General features: G+C 59.5%; 19 protein-coding genes. 8 read left to right on the top strand and 11 right to left on the bottom strand.

What is annotated here, in order from left to right:
* Positions 1-30 precede the first annotated feature (30 nt).
* From ACR0M3_RS07780 to ACR0M3_RS07800, 5 genes are all read left to right on the top strand, one after another.
* On the top strand, positions 31-687 hold the full coding sequence (locus tag ACR0M3_RS07780) for a TetR/AcrR family transcriptional regulator (protein WP_480910138.1): 657 nt from the start codon (positions 31-33) through the stop codon (positions 685-687).
* The gene (locus ACR0M3_RS07785) at positions 684-1,868 is read left to right on the top strand and encodes a pyridoxal phosphate-dependent aminotransferase (RefSeq protein WP_480910140.1); all 1,185 of its coding nucleotides are present in this window, start codon (positions 684-686) and stop codon (positions 1,866-1,868) included. The genes ACR0M3_RS07780 and ACR0M3_RS07785 overlap by 4 nt, the downstream gene beginning before the upstream one ends.
* Positions 1,865-3,469, top strand: coding sequence for a 5-guanidino-2-oxopentanoate decarboxylase (locus ACR0M3_RS07790; protein ID WP_480910142.1), 1,605 nt, complete (start codon positions 1,865-1,867; stop codon positions 3,467-3,469). The genes ACR0M3_RS07785 and ACR0M3_RS07790 overlap by 4 nt, the downstream gene beginning before the upstream one ends.
* Positions 3,470-3,472: 3 nt before the next feature.
* On the top strand, positions 3,473-4,255 hold the full coding sequence (locus tag ACR0M3_RS07795; protein WP_480773273.1) for a dimethylarginine dimethylaminohydrolase family protein: 783 nt from the start codon (positions 3,473-3,475) through the stop codon (positions 4,253-4,255).
* A gap of 225 nt (positions 4,256-4,480) precedes the next feature.
* Positions 4,481-5,479: a LacI family DNA-binding transcriptional regulator gene (locus ACR0M3_RS07800; RefSeq protein ID WP_480506802.1), complete on the top strand. Its 999-nt coding sequence runs from the start codon at positions 4,481-4,483 to the stop codon at positions 5,477-5,479.
* Here ACR0M3_RS07800 and ACR0M3_RS07805 read toward each other — a convergent pair whose 3' ends face one another.
* Together ACR0M3_RS07805 and ACR0M3_RS07810 are read right to left on the bottom strand one after the other, a co-directional pair.
* Positions 5,480-6,613: a Gfo/Idh/MocA family protein gene (locus tag ACR0M3_RS07805; RefSeq protein WP_480910144.1), complete on the bottom strand. Its 1,134-nt coding sequence runs from the start codon at positions 6,611-6,613 to the stop codon at positions 5,480-5,482. It lies immediately after the preceding gene.
* Positions 6,614-6,650: 37 nt separating this feature from the next.
* Positions 6,651-7,754: a Gfo/Idh/MocA family protein gene (locus ACR0M3_RS07810; RefSeq protein ID WP_209507848.1), complete on the bottom strand. Its 1,104-nt coding sequence runs from the start codon at positions 7,752-7,754 to the stop codon at positions 6,651-6,653.
* A gap of 124 nt (positions 7,755-7,878) precedes the next feature.
* On the opposite strand from ACR0M3_RS07810, the gene iolC reads away from it, so the two are divergent.
* Genes iolC through ACR0M3_RS07825 form a run of 3 tightly spaced genes read left to right on the top strand, consistent with a single transcriptional unit; the run spans position 7,879 to position 10,529 of the window.
* Complete coding sequence (gene iolC / locus ACR0M3_RS07815) at positions 7,879-8,847, top strand: 5-dehydro-2-deoxygluconokinase (RefSeq protein ID WP_480910336.1); 969 nt, start codon at positions 7,879-7,881, stop codon at positions 8,845-8,847.
* 9 nt (positions 8,848-8,856) lie between these two features.
* Positions 8,857-9,693 carry a 5-deoxy-glucuronate isomerase gene (locus ACR0M3_RS07820; protein ID WP_480870006.1) on the top strand — a complete coding sequence of 279 codons (837 nt, stop codon included), beginning with the start codon at positions 8,857-8,859 and terminating at the stop codon, positions 9,691-9,693.
* Positions 9,690-10,529 carry a class II fructose-bisphosphate aldolase gene (locus ACR0M3_RS07825; protein ID WP_480910146.1) on the top strand — a complete coding sequence of 280 codons (840 nt, stop codon included), beginning with the start codon at positions 9,690-9,692 and terminating at the stop codon, positions 10,527-10,529. The genes ACR0M3_RS07820 and ACR0M3_RS07825 overlap by 4 nt, the downstream gene beginning before the upstream one ends.
* 15 nt (positions 10,530-10,544) lie before the next feature.
* On the opposite strand, the gene ACR0M3_RS07830 is transcribed toward ACR0M3_RS07825, so the two are convergent.
* The 9 genes from ACR0M3_RS07830 to iolG form a co-directional block, all read right to left on the bottom strand.
* Positions 10,545-11,303 (bottom strand): SDR family NAD(P)-dependent oxidoreductase, encoded by a 759-nt coding sequence (locus ACR0M3_RS07830; RefSeq protein WP_480910148.1) that lies wholly within the window; start codon positions 11,301-11,303, stop codon positions 10,545-10,547.
* Complete coding sequence (gene iolB, locus ACR0M3_RS07835; protein ID WP_480910150.1) at positions 11,300-12,106, bottom strand: 5-deoxy-glucuronate isomerase; 807 nt, start codon at positions 12,104-12,106, stop codon at positions 11,300-11,302. Before iolB ends, ACR0M3_RS07830 begins: the two co-directional genes overlap by 4 nt.
* A 48-nt stretch (positions 12,107-12,154) precedes the next feature.
* Positions 12,155-13,336, bottom strand: coding sequence for a phytanoyl-CoA dioxygenase family protein (locus ACR0M3_RS07840; protein WP_480910152.1), 1,182 nt, complete (start codon positions 13,334-13,336; stop codon positions 12,155-12,157).
* A 47-nt stretch (positions 13,337-13,383) separates the two neighbouring features.
* On the bottom strand, positions 13,384-14,283 hold the full coding sequence (gene iolE, locus ACR0M3_RS07845) for a myo-inosose-2 dehydratase (RefSeq protein WP_480518582.1): 900 nt from the start codon (positions 14,281-14,283) through the stop codon (positions 13,384-13,386).
* Positions 14,280-16,112 carry a 3D-(3,5/4)-trihydroxycyclohexane-1,2-dione acylhydrolase (decyclizing) gene (gene iolD, locus ACR0M3_RS07850; RefSeq protein WP_480910154.1) on the bottom strand — a complete coding sequence of 611 codons (1,833 nt, stop codon included), beginning with the start codon at positions 16,110-16,112 and terminating at the stop codon, positions 14,280-14,282. The genes iolE and iolD overlap by 4 nt, the downstream gene beginning before the upstream one ends.
* Before the next feature lie 151 nt (positions 16,113-16,263).
* Positions 16,264-17,085 (bottom strand): ATP-binding cassette domain-containing protein, encoded by an 822-nt coding sequence (locus ACR0M3_RS07855; protein ID WP_480475274.1) that lies wholly within the window; start codon positions 17,083-17,085, stop codon positions 16,264-16,266.
* Position 17,086: 1 nt separating this feature from the next.
* Entirely contained in the window at positions 17,087-18,193 is a 1,107-nt protein-coding gene (locus ACR0M3_RS07860; RefSeq protein WP_480475272.1) for an ABC transporter permease, read from the bottom strand.
* A 68-nt stretch (positions 18,194-18,261) separates the two neighbouring features.
* The gene (locus tag ACR0M3_RS07865; protein WP_267364100.1) at positions 18,262-19,182 is read right to left on the bottom strand and encodes a sugar ABC transporter substrate-binding protein; all 921 of its coding nucleotides are present in this window, start codon (positions 19,180-19,182) and stop codon (positions 18,262-18,264) included.
* Positions 19,183-19,306: 124 nt separating this feature from the next.
* A complete protein-coding gene (iolG, locus tag ACR0M3_RS07870; protein WP_480910156.1) occupies positions 19,307-20,320 on the bottom strand; it encodes an inositol 2-dehydrogenase in 1,014 nt (337 codons plus the stop codon).
* Positions 20,321-20,503 lie beyond the last annotated feature (183 nt).

A 20,503-nucleotide genomic window follows, 5' to 3' on the forward strand; every position in this document is an offset into this window, starting at 1 on the left:
AATTATGCAAGTGTATAATAATTCCGTACCATGGATGGCCCGGACGTGCAGGACGACAGCCGTAAATTTACACGTGAATCTGCCGAGTTTCGGCGCGAGGCGCTGATCCTGGCGACTTTGGACCTGATTGCCGAGATGGGCGTTCGGGGTGCCACTGTGCGTCAGATCGCGGCCCGCGCGAACGTGACCCAAGGGCTGATCCGGCACTATTTCTCATCCAAGGAGGAACTGGTTCAGGCTGCGTACGAACATCACATGAATACGCTGACCGATCAGACAGCTGCGTCGTCAGGGAAAGGCAGCGCAGTATCTCAGTTGACCAACTTCGTTGATGCGTCGCTGCGACCGCCAATCGTTGATCCAAGCGCTGTGGCCTTGTGGGCCGGCTTCCTGAACAAGGTACAGCGTGATCCGAAAATGCAACGCATCCACCAGCAAACCTACAGCTATTTCCGGGATCAGCTTGAAAAGCTGATCGTCGCCGCATTGCAAGAAACCGGACGTCCAGTCACCACGCCGCAAGCCGTGCAACTGGCCATTGCCTGCAACGCGGTTATCGACGGTCTTTGGCTGGAAGGCGGTGCGCTTCCAGATGCGTTTTCCGAAGGTCAATTGGCGCAGATCGGATTGGATTCCGTCAGCGCTATCGTCGGTATCCCATTGATCAAAGAGGTGGAACAACCATGAAGACCACATCTGTGACAGAACGGTTAGCGGGCTTGGGTGGCGCCAAATGGGGCGTACATCTGAAAGCGCGCGACCTTATCAAGGCCGGAGCGGACATCATCGAAATGACGATAGGTGAACCGGACGTGCCGGTGCCGGACGCGCTGGTCGAAGCCACCGTAACCTCACTACGGGCCCAGCGAACGGGCTACTCCAATGGCCGTGGCGAAGCTGGCTTGCTTGACGCGCTTTCCGCCCGTTACTCGGCCTCCCGCGGACGCGTTTTCGGGCCCGAGAATTTTCTGTGCTTTCCCGGAACGCAGACCGCACTGTTCGCTGCCATGGCCGGCGTTGCCGAGGCCGGTGACGAAGTTCTGGTCGGTGATCCGATGTATGCAACCTACGAAGGGGTCGTTCGTGCGTCCGGGGCGGAAATGGTGCCCGTACCTCTGCGCCCGGAACACGGGTTTCGCATGCAGGCCAAAGATATCGCCGCACGCGTAACACCGCGCAGCCGCGCCATTCTTCTGACAACGCCACACAACCCAACGGGCGCGATCCTGACCGCCGAGGAGTTAACCGAGATCGGACAGCTCGCGATTGCGTATGATTTGTGGATTATCTCGGACGAGGTCTATGAAGAACTGATCTTTGACGGGGCCAGATTTGTGTCGCCACTGGCAGACCCGGAACTGGCGGATCGTGTCATAGGCGTATCATCCATCTCGAAATCACATGCCGCGCCGGGGTTCCGCAGTGGCTGGTGTGTCGGGCCAGCCGCGTTTTGCGAAGCGCTACTGCCCTATTCCGAGACCATGCTTTTCGGCAATCAGCCCTTTATCGCCGATATGACTGAAAAGGCGATCCGTGACGGGTCCGAGGTTGCCTCCGGCATGGCCGCCCGTTTTTCAGCGCGCGCCACGCTTTTGGCTGATCGCCTCGAAGCAGAAACGGATCTGACCGTTCACCGGCCTCAGGCGGGAATGTTCGCCATGATCAACGTCTCCGCCACCGGGTTGGACGGCGAAGCCTATGCCTGGGACCTGTTGCAGACCGGGGTGGCTGTCATGCCGGGTTCCGCCTTTGGGGACAGCTTGAAAGACTGGGTACGGGTCGCACTGACGATCAGTGACACCGACTTTGCCACTGCGGTCTCTCGCATAATCGATCACGCCAACAGAAAATCACGCGAGGTTGCATGAGTGAAATGACCGTGGGCGAAGCATTGGTTGCCAGGCTTCGCCAAAGGGATGTGACCTGCGTCTTCGGAATTCCGGGCGTTCATACGGTCGAGCTTTACCGCGGGCTTGCAGGCTCGGGCATTCGTCACGTTACACCCAGACACGAACAGGGCGCAGGATTTATGGCCGACGGCTATGCGCGCGTGTCAGGCAAACCGGGTGTGGCCTTTGTGATCACCGGGCCCGGATTAACCAATACATTGACGCCGATGGCGCAGGCCCGCGCGGATTCAATACCAATGCTGGTGGTGTCTGGGGTCAACAAAACCGCGTCGCTTGGCAGGGGTTTAGGGCATCTGCATGAATTGCCAGACCAGTCGGGACTGGCCAGGACCGTTGCGTTGTTGTCCGAACAGGTTTCCGCCACCAACGCTCTGGACCCGGCCTTGGACCGCGTGTTCCACACCCTCACCAACGGTCGACCCGGACCGGTGCATATCGAAGTTCCGTTGGATATCGCAGCGGCTGATTATCAGGAAACACAGGTCGAACCGCTTGTCTCAGCCTCTCCGATTGACCCGGCTTTGATTACACAAGCCGCACAGCAACTGGCCAAAGCGAAGAACGTTGTCATTCTGGCGGGCGGCGGCGCAAAACGTTCCGAGGCTGGATTGCAGGCCCTGGCCGAAGCTCTCGATGCGCCCGTGGTGCAAACGGTCAACGCGCGCGGCCTGATGCACAGGCATCCGCTGACTGTTCCGGCAAGCCCCAGCCTGAACGCCGTACGCGGCTTGATAGAAAGCGCCGATTGCGTCCTTGCACTGGGAACCGAGCTGGGCCCAACCGACTATGATATGTATGCCACCGGCCAAATTGCTAAAATGTCAGGGTTGATACGGATTGATCGGTGCGGCGACCAACTGGCGCGACATGAGGCAGCGCTCATCATTCAAGGTGACGTCAACTTGGCTGTATCAGCGCTGGTTGACGCCTTGCCGCACAAGCCAAAGCAAAGCGATGGCGCGGAACGTACAGGCAAAACACGTGACGCCGCCTGGGCGGAAATTGGTCCGGACTATCGCAAACAGGTGGAAATCCTCAACGCAATGCGTTCTGCGGTCCCGAACACCCTGATGGTCGGAGACTCCACCCAACCGATCTATGCCGGCAATCTTTTCTACGATCACGACCGGGCCGGAGGCTGGTTTAACGCGGCAACCGGGTACGGCGCGCTGGGCTATGGAATCCCCGCAGCCATCGGTGCTTCGGTCGCCGATCCGACAGCACGTGTGATATGTATCGCGGGCGATGGGGGCGCGCAGTTTTCTCTGCCTGAAATCATGGCCGCAGTCGACGAAGACCTGCCGGTCACCTTCGTGATCTGGAACAACCACGGATACCAGGAAATTGCCACGTCAATGCAGGATGCGGGCGTGACAGTCATAGGATGTGATCCCTCGCCTCCTGATTTTTCGGCGACGGCCAAGTCATACGGTATTCCATTCGCTTCGGTTCCAGCTGAACCGCAGGCTGTCGCGCAGGCATTGCGCCAAACTTCCGCCCAGAACGGGCCGGTAATGATCGAAGTCACCGCTCCGAAATTCGCAGCTCAGAAAGATTGAAACATGTCAGACCCAACCTTTGAGTTTTCCCGCGCCATCACCCGCCGTCCGGCTCCGACTATTGCAGGCGGGTTGCGTGCAGAAGATATCGGAAACCCGGATTTCGACGGGATGACAGCGGCGCATAAGGCATATGTGGCAGCACTGAAAAGCACCGGAGCAGAGGTGATCGAACTGGATCCCCTGAACGCGTTTCCCGACGCGCAATTTGTCGAGGATACAGCCCTTTGCCTGCCGCAAGGTGCGATATTGATGCGGCCCGGCGCACCTTCGCGGATGGGTGAAGTGGCTGAAATGGCGCCGACCCTTCGCGACTGCTACGACACGGTTCTGGAAATTCAGGGACCCGGCCATGTCGAGGGTGGAGATATCCTTGTTACCGGTCGAGAAATTCTGGTGGGCCGGTCAGACCGGACTGACGCGGAAGGTGTCGCCGAGCTGGCGAAAATCACCTCGGAGTGGGGGCACAAACTGCGCGAAGTTTTCACGCCCGAGGGCGTCCTACACTTCAAGACAGATTGTTCGCTGATGGACGCCGAGACAATACTGTCGACCCGACGGCTGGATGCATCGGGCTGTTTTGAGGGCTACCGGGTGCTGCATGTTGCGGACGGAGAGGAAGCTGCCGCCAATGCGATCCGCTTCAACAATCTGGTGCTGATGGCCGCTGGCTTCCCACGCACCGCTGAGATGTTGGATCGCGAAGGGTATGAGGTCGTAGAAATCGACAACACCGACTGCGCAAAGCTGGACGGAGGAATGTCCTGCCTTTCGTTAAGGTTCTAAGGGCGTAACCGGTAGCGTTCGATCCTTGGTGTTTCTTGCGAAACCCGTCGCCTGTACCGGTCTTTCCTTTCCCGCCATTCGCTCATAAACATAGGTGGCCGGCGATGATCTCGTCCGCCTAGTGCGACCTGCAACCGGTTGCAAGACTTTTGCGATGGTGCATAATGAATCTCTGATGCAAAACACCTTGATATCTCTGACCATCAACGACCGGAGCCGCACTGCGTGAGCGTGACCCTGAAAGACGTCGCAGCCTTGGCTGGTGTATCGCGATCCGCGGTGTCGCGCACCTTTACCGAAGGCGCCTCGGTCTCTGCGAAAACACGCAGCAAAGTTGAAAAGGCCGCGCGAGAGCTTGGCTACAGTCCCAACGCCCTCGCCTCGTCCCTGACCACCGGGCGCACCAAGTTGATCGGGTTGATTTCGAACAACTTTCACAACCCGATTTTTCTTGAGGTGTTCGATCAGTTCACCCGCGCCTTGCAGGAACGCGGGCTACGCCCTTTGATCGTGAACCTGACGGACGAGACCGAGCCCGCAAACTCGGTCCGCATGCTGCGCCAGTATTCGGTTGACGCGGCCATCGTTGCCTCTTCGACGCTGCCGCCCAGCTTTGCCAAGGCGTTCCACGATGCGGGCGTACCGGTGGTGCACACGTTCGGTCGCTCGGCCACCTCGCCCGAAGTGCATGTGGTGGGAATCGACAACGTCGAATGCGGGCGCATGGCCGCGCGCGAGCTTTTGGCGCGCGGATACAGGCGTGTCGGCTATCTGGGCGGGCCCAAAGATGCAACCTCGGCACTCGACCGGTATCGCGGGTTCATGGAAGAATTGGCAGATCATCCCGATATCGAATTAAGTCATTGTTTCGCAGGGGCTTATTCCTTCGAGGCCGGCCGCGCCGAAATGTTGCGCCTGTTGGCCAACACCCCGTCCGAAGCGTATTTCTGCGGCGATGACATCCTGTCTGTAGGCGCATTGTCCGCACTGGCTGATCACGGGCTGAAACCCGGTCAGGACATTGGAATTATCGGACTGAACGACATGGAAATGTCGCGCTGGGAAAGCGTTAACCTGACAACGATCCACCAGCCGATCAAGCAGATCATCACCTCATCCGTCGATCTGGTTGTCGAGATGCTGAAAGAGCCTCAGCGCTATCCCGAGGCCCGCATTTTCCCCTGCCGCGTGATCGAACGGGGCACATTGCGGCCCCGCCCCTGATCAGCGAAACATCGGCGGGCGCGCGTCCTTCCACACGCCATCGGCCTTGCCCGATGCAACAGCCGCGTGGACGGCCGCAATGGACCGCAGCCCATCTGCCGCACCGGGCAGACCGCCGCGTCTTTCACCGCGGATCGCGTCCGCCAGATCGCAATAGATGTTGGCGACCGCCAGCGGGAACCCCTCGGGGTGCGCTATGGCGACACGCGACAGGCGTTGCACCTCGTCGTGCAAACCGCCCTCGCCCTTTTCGATGATCTGCGTACGCCCGCCGACCGGAGTATAGATCAACTGGTTGGGCTGTTCGGATGCCCAGCGCAGCCCACCGGTTTCGCCAAAGACCTGAATGTCAAAGCCATGCTGCCGCCCGATCGCCACCGAAGATGTCCACAGGCGTCCAACCGTGCCGCCCTCCATCCGGAAATTGATCATTGCATCATCTTCCAACTCACGGCTGGCGATGGTCGAGGCCATGTCGGCAGACAGGGATTTCACCTGATCGTTACAGATGAAACTGGCCATATGCAACGCGTGGATACCGCAATCGGCAAACTGCCCCGACACCCCGGCCATCGCAGGGTCATAGCGCCAGCGTACGCGCGGGTTATCCGCATCTGTGGCGTCGCCATGATGGCCGTGGCTGAAATTGGTCACCACCAGACGCACCTTGCCGATTTCGCCTGCGCGCACCATCGCGCGAGCCTGACGCACCATCGGATAGGCAGAGTAACAGTAGTTCACCGCGCAGATCCTGCCCGAGGCTTCGGCCACGCGCACAATCTCTTCGCCCTCTTCAACCGTCATGGTCATCGGCTTTTCGCACAAAACGTTAAAGCCTGCCTCAAGATACGCCTTGGTAATCTCAAAATGGGTCGAATTGGGCGTCGCGATGGTTACCAGATCAATCCGATCGTCGCGGTCTTTTTCGCCCGCCAGCATCTCTTGCCAGTCGCCATAGGCGCGATCGGCAGCAACACCCAATCGCTGCGCGTATTCGCGGCCCACGTCGGGCCGGTGATCCAGCGCGCCAGCGGCAAACTCAAACAGCCCGTCAGCCTGTGCCCCCAAGCGGTGCGCGGGGCCAATCTGGCTGCCTTCACCACCCCCGATCATGCCCCATCTCAACTTAGCCATGGTCATTGTCTCTCATTGGAATTGTCTCGTAGAGCGATCAGAAATCGCTGATGTCCTGCCACTGCCGCTGATCGGACGAGGCCAGCGCAGCGGCCAGCACGCGGTTGACCTCATGCCCGTCGCGGAACGTGGGCCAGATCGCCTCGCCGGTGTGGATGGCCTGTAGAAAATCCTTAGCCTCGATGATGATCTGATCCTGATAGCCGGTTCCATGACCCGGACCCTGACAGAAGGGCTCATAATCCGGGTGTGCTGGGCCGGTCAGGATCTTGGTGAACCCGCGCGCGGCTTCGGGCCCTTCGCGCTTGTACAGCCACAGCGCGTTCTGGTCCTCCTGATCGAACCGGATGGCACCTTTTGTGCCTGATATTTCATAGGCATATCCCATTTTCCGACCCGTCGCGACGCGGCTGAAATACAGGTTTCCCATCACCCCGTTTTCAAACCGACACATCATCTGGGCATGGTCGTCATTTGTTACCTCACCACCGGGGCGGGTTTTGTGAACGGTCTCAACATCGGCCATCACCTGCGCAATGGGCCCGATCAGCGCCAATGCGCCGTTGACCATATGCGGGGCAAGATCGCCGATTGTGCCATTGGCCCTACCGGTTGTGCGCCAGGTGGCCGGGGCCTGCGGATCGGCATAGAAATCCTCGGTATGCTCGCCCCGAAACCACGTGATGTCACCAATCGCGCCATCGGCAATCAACTGGCGGGCATATTGGCTGGCGGGTGTGCGGATATAGTTGAACCCCACCATGTTCACCGCCCCCGAAGCCTCAGCCGCGGCAACCATGGCCCGACTGTCTTCAAGCGATGCGCCCAATGGTTTCTCGCACAAGACCGGTTTGCCCAAGGCAAAAGCCGCTTCGGCGATCTGACGATGTGTTGACTGAGGCGAGGCGATCACGATTGCCTCGACCCTGGGGTCTTCAACCAAGATGCGCCAGTCATCGGTCGCCCTCTGAAATCCATAGGCCGCCCGGTAGCGTTCGGCACTGTCCGGGCTCGACGCGCAGATGACCTCGAGCCGGGGGCGCAACGCCGTGTTGAACACCGCACCGACGGCCGACATGGCAACGGAATGGGCCTTGCCCATATAACCGCCACCCACGATTCCCACTCCGATTTCAGGCATCTGCCATGGCCTCGCACATTGTGTTTGCAACCGGTTGCAAAATCAGTATCGTGTGAATCGATTCAACGCAAGGTCCAAACTTTGCCCACCCCACTTTGCCGGAGGATATGACGTGAGCGCTTTGATGGAGGGTATCAAAGGAAACCGCTTTGCCGTTCTGGGGCGTGCGGGTATGGACCTTTACGCAGACCCGATCGGTGTCAAAAGCGAAGAGGCCGATACGTTCCATGCCGATCTTGGCGGCTCGTCCGCGAATATCTGTGCCGGTCTGGTCAAGCTGGGCAGTCAGGCATCCTTGATCACCTCCATCTCGGACGATGCAATTGGTCGGTTCTGCCTCAACCGGTTGCAACATTACGGGGTGGATACCTCTTACATCCGCGTGTTGGGGGGTGAGTATCGCACCTCTCTGGCCCTGTATGAAAGCCGGACCGAGAACTTTCAGAATGTCATCTACCGCAACGGTGCGGTCGATTTTCAGGTTACTGACGCGGATGTCGACAGGGTTGACTATTCATCCTTCTCGGCCCTGATCTCGGCTGGCACTGTCTTTGCGTCGGAACCCTCGCGCAGCGCCACGTTCCAAGGGTTTGAAAACGCGCGCAAAGCTGGTCTTCCGATCATTTTCGATGTTGATTACCGCCCCTACAGCTGGCCGTCGCCGGAAGTTGCCGCTGACGTTCTGTCCCGTGCGGGCGAAGCCTGTGACCTGATTGTCGGCAATGATGAAGAGTTCGGGTTCATGGCCGGAGGTCTGGAAAAGGGCTTTGCCAAGGCACAGGACCTCGCCAGGAAACCGGGCCGGGTTGTCATTTACAAGATGGGCGAAAAAGGCGCCGTGACGCTGGCGGATGGGCAGGAAATCAGAACCGGGATCTACCCAGTGGACGCCATCAAGCCAGTCGGGGCTGGTGACAGTTTCATGGCAGGGCTTCTGGCTTCGATCGCGGCGGAGCACTCGCTGAAAGACTCGGTGATGCGCGGTTCCGCCTGCGCATCCATTGTCGTTTCCAAACCCGGCTGCGCCCCCGCCATGCCGACGACCCCCGAACTGAACGCGTTCCTCGCCTCTCACCCTGGCCCGACCACATAGGAGTATCCCATGCATATCGCGCCCTATGACAATCAGAACAAGCCCATCGTTGACGCCGGTGATCCGTCCGTTCCGCTGAACTATTTCAACATCGTCAAACTGAAAAAAGGCGAGGCGTTCGAATACCAGGTGCCGGGCTACGAGACCTGCATCGTCCCTGCAACCGGCAGCGTCGATGTGGATGTCGAAGGCGTTTCCTTCCCCAGTCTGGGCAACCGGGGCGAAGATGTCTGGGATGGCGAGCCCGAGGGCGTCTATGTGCCCGTCGGCGCAAAGGTACAGATGGTCTGCGTTTCTGACGCGACCGAGGTGTTCATTGCCGGTGCCAAATATGACAAGGTGCTGGACCCGTTCGATGTGCGCGAACACGACCTTGTGCAATATGGCAGCGACGACACCAAAACCCACCGCAAAATCAAACACATCCTTGGCCAAAAGCAACACGACAAGGTCGGCCGCCTATTGGTGAGTGAGCTGTTCACCGTCGGTCAGGGCGGCTGGTCGGGCTTTCCCAGCCACAAGCATGACACCAACCGCCTGCCGGACGAAACCCGCCACGATGAGACCTATAATTTCCGGTTCAAACCCAACTGGGGCTCGGGCCTTCAGATGTTGCAGCGCGAGGATAACCAGCCGGGTGACGCCTATCACATCGTGGATGGATCGACCGTTTGCATCGACAAGGGTTATCACCCCTGCTGCGTTTTGCCGGGGTACGAGATGTATTATTTCACCATCCTCGGCGGCCTGACCCAGCGTTCTCTGGTGCAGTATTTCCAGCCCACACATGCCTATCAGATCGAGACCATTCCCGGCATCAAAGACATGATTGCGAAATTCAAATGACCCTCGTCACGCTGAAAGACGTCCTGCAACCCGCTTATGAAAAGGGCTATGCCGTGGGCGGGCTGGTCACACTCGGCTGGGAAGATATGCGCGCCTATGTGGCCGCGGCCGAGGCCGAGAATGCGCCCGTGATCCTGCAAGCCGGACCCAGCTGCCGCGACCACACTCCGCTGCCGGTCCTGGGCAAGATGTTCCGGTATCTGGCCGAAAACGCCTCGGTACCCGTCGTGGCGCATCTGGACCACGGCTATACGTTCGAAGACTGCAAGATCGCGCTCGACAGCGGTTTTACGTCCCTGATGTTCGACGGATCGCGCAAGCCCTTGCAGCAAAACATCGATGAAACTGCCGCAATTGCCGAGATGGCCCATGCGGCAGGGATTTCCTGCGAAGGCGAGATTGGTTTTGTCGGGTACTCGGGCGGTGAAGGATCGAACGGCACCGACCCGACAGAAGCGGCCCAGTTCGCACGTGAAAGCGGTGTGGATGCGATGGCGATATCGGTCGGCAACGTCCACCTGCAACAAAACAAGGAAGGCGGTCTGGACGAAGCCCGCATCGCCGAGATCGACGCCTTGACCACAGTGCCTCTGGTCATTCATGGCGGGTCGGGCGTGCCGGTAGATCAGCGCATGAAGCTGTCCCGCGAAACCTCAATCTGCAAATTCAACATCGGGACCGAGCTGCGCATGGCCTTCGGCAGTGCCCTGCGAGACGCTGTCAATCGCGATCCCGAACGGTTTGACCGCGTGACCATCCTGAAGGAAACCCACAACCCGGTCGAAGCCGCCGCGCGCATGGTCATCCGTGCCTTTGGTGCACCCCCGCAACGCTAACGCGCGCTTTCTCCTTCAGATCGAGCCGCCCTCGACCATGAAGTTGCCCGCGCTGCACATGGCGGAGTCGTCCGAGGCCAGAAACAGCACCATGCGCGCGACATAGACAGGTTCAATTGGATCGGGCAGGCATTGGCGGTCGACCTGTTTGGCCAGCGCCTCGGGCGTGACCCACAGGTCTTTCTGGCGGTCGGTCATGATCCAGCCCGGCACAACCGTGTTCACACGAATGCGGTGATCGCCCAATTCGCGCGCCATGGTGCGCGTCAGGCCGTGCACCGCCGATTTCGCGGTGGCATAGGCCGGAAAACCTGCCCCGGCCTCCCACCAGGAATTCGATCCGACATTGACGATCGAACCTGCGCCCTTGGCGATCATACCCGGGGCCACAGCCTGAATGGCAAAGAACATATGGCGGAAATTGGTCGCCATCCGCTCATCCCAATAGTCAGGCGTGACTTCGCGCCAGTCGTGGCGGTCATCCTGGGCAGCGTTGTTGACCAGCACATCCGCCTCGCCCAGTTCCTCAACCAGTTGGTCCAGCGCAGCCCGCATTGCTTCGATATCGCGCAGGTCGCATCGCGCAAAGGCGTGTTCACCGTCCAGTTCCGCCAGCAGAGCAAGGCCCGCATCCGCATTGATATCCAGAAACCCGACCTTCGCCCCTTGTGCGGCGAAGGCGCGAACGGTTTCCGCACCAATTCCCCCGGCCCCGCCGGTGATGATAACCGTTTTGCCCGCAAGGCTAGGGTAATTGGCGAAGTCTTGGCTCATCCGTCACGCTCCATGATCCATTCGACCTCGGGGGCCAGGGCAAACCGCCATTTGCGCAGGGGGCCCGCCATGACGTTCAGGTAATACATCTCAAACCCATAGGGCGCGCCGCAAGGATGATGGCCACGCGGAACGATCACAACATCGCCATCGGAGACGGCCATCGTCTCATCCAACTGGCCATCATCGGTATAGACCCGCTGGATTCCGAACCCGTTGGCCGGATTGAGGCGGTGGTAATACGTCTCTTCCAAATAGGTGATGCGGGGGAAATCATCCTCATCATGTCGATGACTGGGGTAAGAGGACCAGTGCCCATTGGGCGTAAAGACTTCGGTCACCAGCAGGCTGTCGGCACAATCCTCGTTCTCCATCGCGATATTGTTGATATATCGCGTATTCACACCCTTGCCGCGTTCGGTCAGCGTGATGCCATCTGGCCCGATCCGGCGCGCTTTGTGTCCGCCCTTGCCCGGGGCCGAGCACACCGCCACAACACAATCGGTTTCCGCCACAGCCTCCCACTCGGTTCCGTTGGGCAGATACAGGCTATGCGGCGGTGTCTTCTCGAACACGTTCATCCGACCGCCCAATACGCCCCAGTCCTGCCCGGCCCCGGTGATCCGCGCCTTGCCTTCGACCATCACCAGAATGACTTCGCGGTCTCCTGTCGCCTCGGCCGCCCTGTCTCCTGCTTGCAGATGATACAGCCCAAAACCCACATATCGCCATCCGGCACTGTCCGGGGTGATGTCATGTACCTTGCTACGGGTTCCAATAGGCTTCTTCAGCAGGTCTGCCATTCTTGTTCTCCTTATTGGGCGGGCCTAAACGGCCCGCCTGTATCGCCCTCAGGCCGCTTGCCGTGTTTGCAGGGCCGAAAGCGCCTCGGACAGTCGGGCCTCGGCCCACCCTTCCGATACGGCCCGGTGCAATATGTCGGCCTGGCTTTCAGGCGCATTGCCACCAATCGGCGGGTCGGTGTCCAGATTGGTCGGGAACGGATAGCCCTCAGCCGTTGCGGCAATCGCCGCATTCAGCTCTGCCGCACTCAGCGCCCCCCGTTGTTTCAGGGCGGCCAGCGACGGAAACACCGCCTGCGACATGGACTGCCGGTCAACCATCTCCATCGCACGACCGAAGGCAGACGAGACCTGCAACAGGTTCGCCATCCGCTGAATATCCGCACTGCTGTTTTCCCCGGCAGCGTGAAACAGCGCCGGGTTGAAGAAAACGGCATCCCCCTTTTCAAGGGGCAACTGAATGTAGTTCTCTTCGAAAAACGCCCGGTGTGCCGCATCGTGAAAGGCCAGATATCCCGGCGCATAAAGCTGCGAAAACGGCAGCAGTTTGGTTGGGCCGCTTTCCACGGGCATATCGCAATGCGCAACCGCCCCCTGCAAGGTCAGCGAAGCCGTCACCAGATGGGCATGGGCCGGATACCGGGCGGCGCTGTCGGCGGTTTGAAAGCCCAGATGATAATCCCGATGCGCCTGCTGTGCCTTGCCGCCGGGGCGCACCTGATTGATTTGCGCGGTCATTTGATAGTTCGGCCCCAGCCACGCCTCGCAAGCCGCTGCAATGGCCACATTCCCGAAATAGAGCGCAAAGCCCTCGGGATCGCGCAAGCACTGTTTCTGCAATGCGTTCCATATCCGGTCATTCGCGCCCGAGGCCGCGAAGTGGTCACCTTCCCCGGCCCCGCCCTGACGTTCTTCCTCGATGATCTGATGGAACACAGCGGTCGCCCGGTCGATCACGGACGTATCCGCAAATGCGCCTTTTAGAACGATCACACCCGCAGATTTGTCCAACACGCCTGCCCATTCTGCCAGCAGTGCTTTTCTTTGATCCGCATTCTCCAGCGCCGGGCGCAGGGCGTGCATATCATAGATCGGAACGTTCTTTTGCACCGATGCGGCATGAGGCACCGCACCGGTTGTCAGGTTTTGCGAGGTCAACACCTTGAACTCATCCAGATCGCAGGATTCCCGGTCAAAATAGCCGACGTATCCAAGTTCTTGATGTACCATGACAAACTCCTCTTTCATGGCTTCGGTGTTGCCCCGAGGGGCGGTGATTAAACGGTGATCTCCAACCCTGCCTTGCCGCAAACCTCGACGATGTGGTCATAGCCCAATTTGGAGTACTCATAGGGCGGCGCCTTGGCGGGGTCCTGCTCGGCCTCGACCACGATCCAGCCGCTGTAATCCATTGCTTTCAACGCGTTGGCTACGGCCTGAAAGTCGATGCACCCATCACCCGGCACGGTGAACGCGCCGGCGATCACCGCATCCAGAAAGCTGCGATTGTTCTCGCGCGTGTCCTGCACGATGTCAGGGCGGATGTCCTTGAAGTGGACATGGTGCACCCGGTCGCCCCAACGGTTCAGCGTGGCCATCACATCGCCGCCACCAAACAGCAGATGGCCCGTATCGAAACACAGCTTCAGCTCGGGGCCTGAACCTTGCATCAGCCAGTTCACATCCTCTTCGCTTTCGATGATCGTGCCCATATGATGGTGATAGGCCACCGGCATACCCTGATCTGCCATCCATTTGGCAAGCTCGGTCAGCTTGCCCGCATAGGCCAGAACCTCGTCTTTGGACAGCTTCGGGCGGTCATTGACCGGTGTTCCGATCTGCCCCTGAACGGTATTTGAACACTCGGCGTAAACAATGCAGGGGCTGTTCAGCGCAACAAATTGTTCCACCTGCTCGCGCACGATGGCGATCTCGGCCTCAAGGTCATTGACCAGAGTACTGCCCGAACACCAACCGCCACACAGCGCGATGTCGTTTGCGTCCAGATAGGCGCGCAACCCTTCGGTGTCGCCGGGCATCCGCTGGCCACGCTCGACACCGGTATAGCCGATCTCGCGCGCTTCTTTAAGCGCCTGCTCCATCGTGTAGGCTGCGGTCAGGTCCGGCAGATCGTCATTCTGCCAGGCAATCGGAGAGATACCGATCTTCACGCTCATTTCGTGTTTCTTTCCTTGATGGCGACCTCATAGGCCGCACGTTTTTCGTTTACTTCCGGACGGATGCTGACCTCGGGCACCGCCACTTCCCACCACGTTCCGCCATATTCGGTCGATGGGTAGGGATCGGTGTCGATCACCACCACATAGGGGCCTTTGATGTCACTTCGCTTGGCCAGTGCCTCCTCAAGCTCGGTGATCGAGCTGACCTTGAGCGCGGTCGCCCCCATTGCTTCGGCATGTTTGGCAAAGTCGATCACCGAATTTTCGCCGCCGATTGCGTGATCCAGCAGGTTGTTAAACTCGGCCCCGCCGGTTCCCATCTGCAAACGGTTGATGCAGCCAAAGCCGCGATTGTCGGTGACCACAACGGTGAACGAAATCCCCATCATCGCCGCCGTCGCCATTTCCGAGTTCGCCATCATGTAAGTACCGTCGCCGGTAAAGCAGATCACGTCGCGGTCGGGCTGGGCCATCTTGATGCCCATCGCACCGGCGATCTCATACCCCATGCAGCTGAAGCCATATTCCATATGATAGGCACCGGGGCGCGGTGCCTTCCACAGCTTGTGCAACTCACCCGGCATCGTGCCCGCGGCACACATGGCAACGGTGTTTTCATTGGCCACCCGCTGCACGGCACCAATCACCTGCATATCCGTGGGCAGCGCATTGGTGTCTGCGGGCGCGTCGGTCAATGCGTCGACCTTGGCAAACCATTCCGACTTCAGCGTTGCAGGCATATCAGGCGCGCGGTAACCGCCCAACGCGTCGCTCAGTTCACCCAGCCCAACGCGGGCGTCAGACTGCAGCGGCATCGCGCCGTGCTTTGCCGCGTCATAGGCGGCGGTGTTCAGGCTGATCAATTCCCGCTCGGGGTTCGCGAACAATCCCCAAGACCCGGTGGTGAAATCCTGAAAACGGGTGCCGACGCCCAGCACAAGATCCGCCTCGGCGCAGATATCGTTGGCAGGCTCACCGCCGGTGACGCCAATCGGACCAAGGTTCAGCGGATGATCCCAGGCCAGCGCGGATTTACCTGCCTGCGTCTCGGCCACCGGCACATTGTGCGCTTCGGCAAAGCGCTGCAAAGCGGCGGTCGCGTCCGAGTAATGCACACCGCCCCCGGCCACGATCACAGGGCGCTTGGCTGCCTTAATCGCGGCCACGGCCCGTGTCAGTTCACCCTCATCCGGACGAATTCGGCGCTGATACCAGACGCGCGGCTCAAAAAAGCTTTCGGGATAGTCATAAGCCTCGGCCTGCACATCCTGACAAAAGGCCAGCGTCACCGGACCGCAATCCGCCGGGTCCGTCATCGTGCGGAAGGCGCGCGGCAGCGCCGTCAACAGGTGCTCCGGCCGGGTGATGCGGTCGAAATAGCGGCTGACCGGTCTGAAACAGTCATTCGCACTGATGGTTCCGTCCGAGAACACTTCGGGTTGCTGCAAAACCGGGTCGGGACCACGCGTGGCGAACACGTCACCGGGCAGCAACAAAACCGGCAGGCGGTTCACATGGGCCAGCGCCGCAGCGGTAACCATGTTGGTGGCCCCCGGCCCGATGGACGAAGTGACCGCCATCGCCCGCCTGCGCCCCAACTGCTTGGCATAGGCAATCGCGCAATGCGCCATGGTCTGCTCATTATGACCGCGATAGGTGGGCAGGCTGTCTTTCACACCGTGCAACGCCTCGCCCAGACCGGCCACGTTGCCATGGCCGAAAATCGCCCAGACACCTGCGATAAAGGGCTCTCCGGCCTCGTTCATCTGCGCGCCCAGATAGCGCACCAGAGCCTGCGCCGCGGTCAGTCGGACTGTCTTGCTCATCATGATCCCTTTCAACTCAGCTCCGCTTTTGGCGGCCTGCGGGTTTTCTCATTTGCGAAGGTGCCAGCTTTTGTATCAAAGCCTGAAAAAAGTGGGGCGTCACGTGCCACCGCCCGATGGATGCCCCATTGGGGCATCCAAGTTCTGTACTTTAAACCGTACCGCCCAGCGATCCTTCTAGCTCGGCCATTTCCTGACCGCCTGCCATCAGGTCCTGCAACTGCTCTGGCGTGATCTCGCCACGCGTTGCTGTGCCCAGCGTCTTGCCCCGGTTCAAAACGGTGAACCTGTCACCCACCGCCAGCGCGTGACGCACGTTGTGGCTGATGAAAACCACGCCGACGCCCTGACTACGCACCTTGTCGATGGTGGCCAGAACGTTCGAAGTCTGGCGCACACCAAGGGCCGAGGTCGGCTCGTCCAAGATCAGGATCTTGGCACCAAAATACACGGCGCGGGCAATGGCAACGGTCTGCCGTTCCCCCCCAGACAAGGTGCCAACCGCCTGATCCGGCCCGCGCAGGTTGATGCCCATCTTGCGCATCTCTTCCATGCAGACCTCATTCGCGTGTTCAACATCGAACCGCTTCAGCAGACCCTTACCCTTGGTCGGCTCGCGCCCCATGAAAAAGTTGCGCGTGACGCTCATCAGCGGGATCATCGCAAGGTCCTGGAACACGGTCGCGATGCCTGCCTCCATCGCATCCCGCGGAGTGTCAAAATGCAGCGGTTTGCCCTCGAAAAAGATCTCGCCCTTGGTGGGTTTATGTACCCCGGACATGGTTTTGATGAAGGTCGACTTGCCCGCGCCGTTATCGCCCAGCAGGCAGTGGCATTCACCCGGCTTGACGTCAAAACTGACGCCCGCCAATGCGATGATGTTGCCAAAGTGCTTCTCGATATCCTTCATTTCCACGATGGGGGCCTGATCGCCTGCCGCATCGCCATGGTGGAACTTGGTATCTTCGGTCATATCAGCGCTCCCCGGTTACGCGTTTGCGGATCGCGTTGTTGAACAGAACGGCAATCAGCAGCATCGCGCCCAGGAACACCTGGAACCAGTCCTGATCGAAATCCGTATAGGTCAGTCCGATGACAACCATGCCAAAGATGATCGAACCAAAGAACGCCCCGATGGCCGAGCCATATCCGCCCGTCAGCAGACAGCCCCCGATCACGGCAGCGATGATCGCCTCGAATTCTTTCTGGAAACCACGCCGTGCGTCGGTCGAGCCCGCGTCGATCACCGTAATGATGGCCACCAGTGCAGCGCAACAGGCAGTCAGCATGAACAGAGACACCTTGATCTTGCTCACGGGAACACCGGAATTCGATGCCGCAGTGCTGTCACCGCCCGCCGCGAAAATCCAGTTCCCCGCCGGGGTTCGCAGCAACACATAGGTGGCGGCCAATGCCAGCACGATGAACCACAGGATTTCGACCGGAACGCCGGGCACCTTGGGTGCTCCGCTTTTGAAGGTGTCAATCATGCCGTTGGCCGCCAGCCAGGCAAACAGGCTGCCAAAGGCTTCGCCCGAAAAGAACGGCGCCAGCCAGTCGTTTTCAACCACGTCACGCACACCGCGCAACTGGGTCGACCCTCCGGTCGCCGCTTTGAGGCCAACAAGGGACAAGCCACGCAGAATGAACAGGAAAGCCAGCGTCACGATAAAGGACGGCAGGCCGGATCTTATGACGATATTGCCGTTCACTGCTCCGACGAATGCCGCGAATACAAATGTCATGGGGATCGCAATGATCAGTGGCAGATGCCATGTCACCACGCAGACGCCGAAGAACAGGCCCGCAAACGCCACCATCGATCCGATGGACAGATCAAACTCACCACCGATCATCAAAAGGGCCGCACCGATTGCCAGAATGCCCAGCTGTGCCGCAGGTGTCATGAAATTCATGACCCCGGCCAGGGTAAACATCGAATCGTCTGCTGTGATGGCAAAGAAGATGACCACCAGAACGACACCGGCCATCGCACCGAGTTCGGGCCGTTTCATGAGCTTGGTCATGAAAGGTTCTTTCTTGACCCTTTCGTCCCCGGCGATTTGCGCTGAGTCACTCATCGTTTCCTCCCACTTGGGTGGGAGCGGCGCCACCGCGCCGCCCCGTTTAGTTCAGGTTGCGGTATGGATCAGCGGATGCCCTGCGCGGACAGCTCGATCACCTGCGCGGCCTTGTCCTGAGTGATCAGGTTCGGACCCGAAGGAACATTACCACCGGGCATCAGGCCGTATTTGGCGTGCAGGCCCATGAAGTTCACCGACAGATACCCTTGCAGATACTGCTGCTGGTCAATGGCAAAGGCCGCGTCGCCATCTGCAATCGATTGCAGGAAGTTGGCCGACAGGTCGAAGGACGCAACATTCACGTCACGGCCCGATGCTTTGACTGCGGCAACAGTCGGCTCACCGGCCGAGCTTGCACCCAGCGCCATGACCGTATCGACGGCTTCATTTGCAGCCAGAGCAGCCGAGACCTTCGACTCGATTTCCGACGGATCGTTCGAGGTCGGCAGAACTTCGACATTACCGCCAAAGCCTTCCGCGAAACCTGCGCAACGCAGGTCCAGCGCAACGTTGCCCACTTCGTGGTTCACACAGATCGCGGTTTTGCCCCCCATCGAAGCCAGTTGTTCACCCGCAGCTTTCCCGGCGTCAAACTCGTCCTGACCCACGTGCAGCAACGCACCCAGCTGTTTCGACACATCCGACCCCGAGTTGATCGAGATCACCGGGATGCCTGCGGCAACGGCACGTTCGATTGACGGGCCAAGCGCATCCGCATCCGGGATCGAAACGATCAGGCCATCAGGTTCCTGGTTCACGGCAGCGTCGATCAACTGCGACATGGCCACCATGTCGAAAGTTTCCGGCGCGCGGTATTCCACATTCACACCGACGTCCTTGCCAGCCTGTTCAACACCGTTCTTCACGACGTTCCAGAATGCGTCATTGGCCTGGCCATGCGATACGACCACGATGTCCTGCGCAAGTGCGGGCGTAGCCAAGGCCAGTGCCCCCGCGGCAAGTGCACCCTTAACGAATTTCTTCATTTCAGTTTCCTCCCATTGGTTCAGTCTGATCTTCTGCTGGGGTACCGGCCCCAATCATCCGGCTGTGCCGAATCTCAGTGGCTGCGGCGCAAAGCCGAGCTGTCTTTAGTTTGAAGAATTTCGGTCATTTTGCAACCGGTTTCAAAATTTCCTCCATCCGAACGGGCTTTCCCGTCTGCGCTGACAGGGTCGCGGCCTCGGCCATTGCCAGCGCCGCCACACCATCCTGCAACGTGACGGGAACGTCGGAACCGCCGCCGACAGCATCAACAAATGCGGCCCATTCCACGCGGTAGGCCGGCATATAGCGTTCCAGAAAGAAATAAGTCGGCTTTGCGCCCACAACGCCATCCGCCGTCGATTTCACGACGGTGTTTTCCAGCATGTTATGCGCCTGCAACAACCCTTCCGAACCCAGCAACTCGACCCGCTGGTCATACCCATAGGCCGCCCGGCGCGAGTTCTTGATGACCGCAATCCGGCCGTCTGCGTAAGTCATTGTGACCACGGCCGTGTCCACATCGCCTGCTGCGCCGATCTCTGCATCCACAAGCGACGATCCCACCGCTGTGACGGTCTGGGGCACATCCCCCATCAGAAAGTTCGCCATGTCGAAATCGTGGATCATCATGTCCCGAAACAGTCCTCCGGACACTTTTACGTAGCTGACCGGTGGCGGGGCCGGGTCAAATGACGTGATCGACAACAGTTCGGCCTTGCCGATTTCACCTGCGTCCAAACCGGCCTTCAAAGCCGCAAAATTAGGATCGAACCGCCGGTTAAACCCGATCATGACAGGTTTGCCGCGCCCCGCTACGGCGCTCAGACAGTCCTGTGCCCTCTGAAGGCTCAGATCGACGGGCTTTTCGCACAGAACGGCTTTGCCAGCGCCCGTGGCCGCCTCGATCAGGTCGGAATGCGTATCCGTCGGCGTTGCAATCAGAACCGCGTCAATTTCGGGATCAGCGATAATTTCTTCTGAACTGCGTGCCTCGGCCCCATATTCATCCGCGAGGCTGTTCGCCGCCTCGGGCAGCGCATCGGATATCGCACACAGCCTGCTCCCCGGATGGGAAGATATGGCCTGCGCATGAACGCGCCCAATACGCCCGGCACCCAGCAATCCGACCCTCAACATGCAGCTCTCCCGAATCTTGTTGTTGTGCGTAACAATGATTTTCTTTGCAACCGGTTGCAATATATTTTTTGCATCACCCCCGGATTTGCCAGCGGCTTCTACAGCCTCAACACGAATACCGCGCAAAAACCCGGTCTGATCTCAACAGGATTGCACTGCCTGACACGCATATTTCCGCGCAAA

The organism is Ruegeria sp. O5 (genome assembly GCF_056535105.1).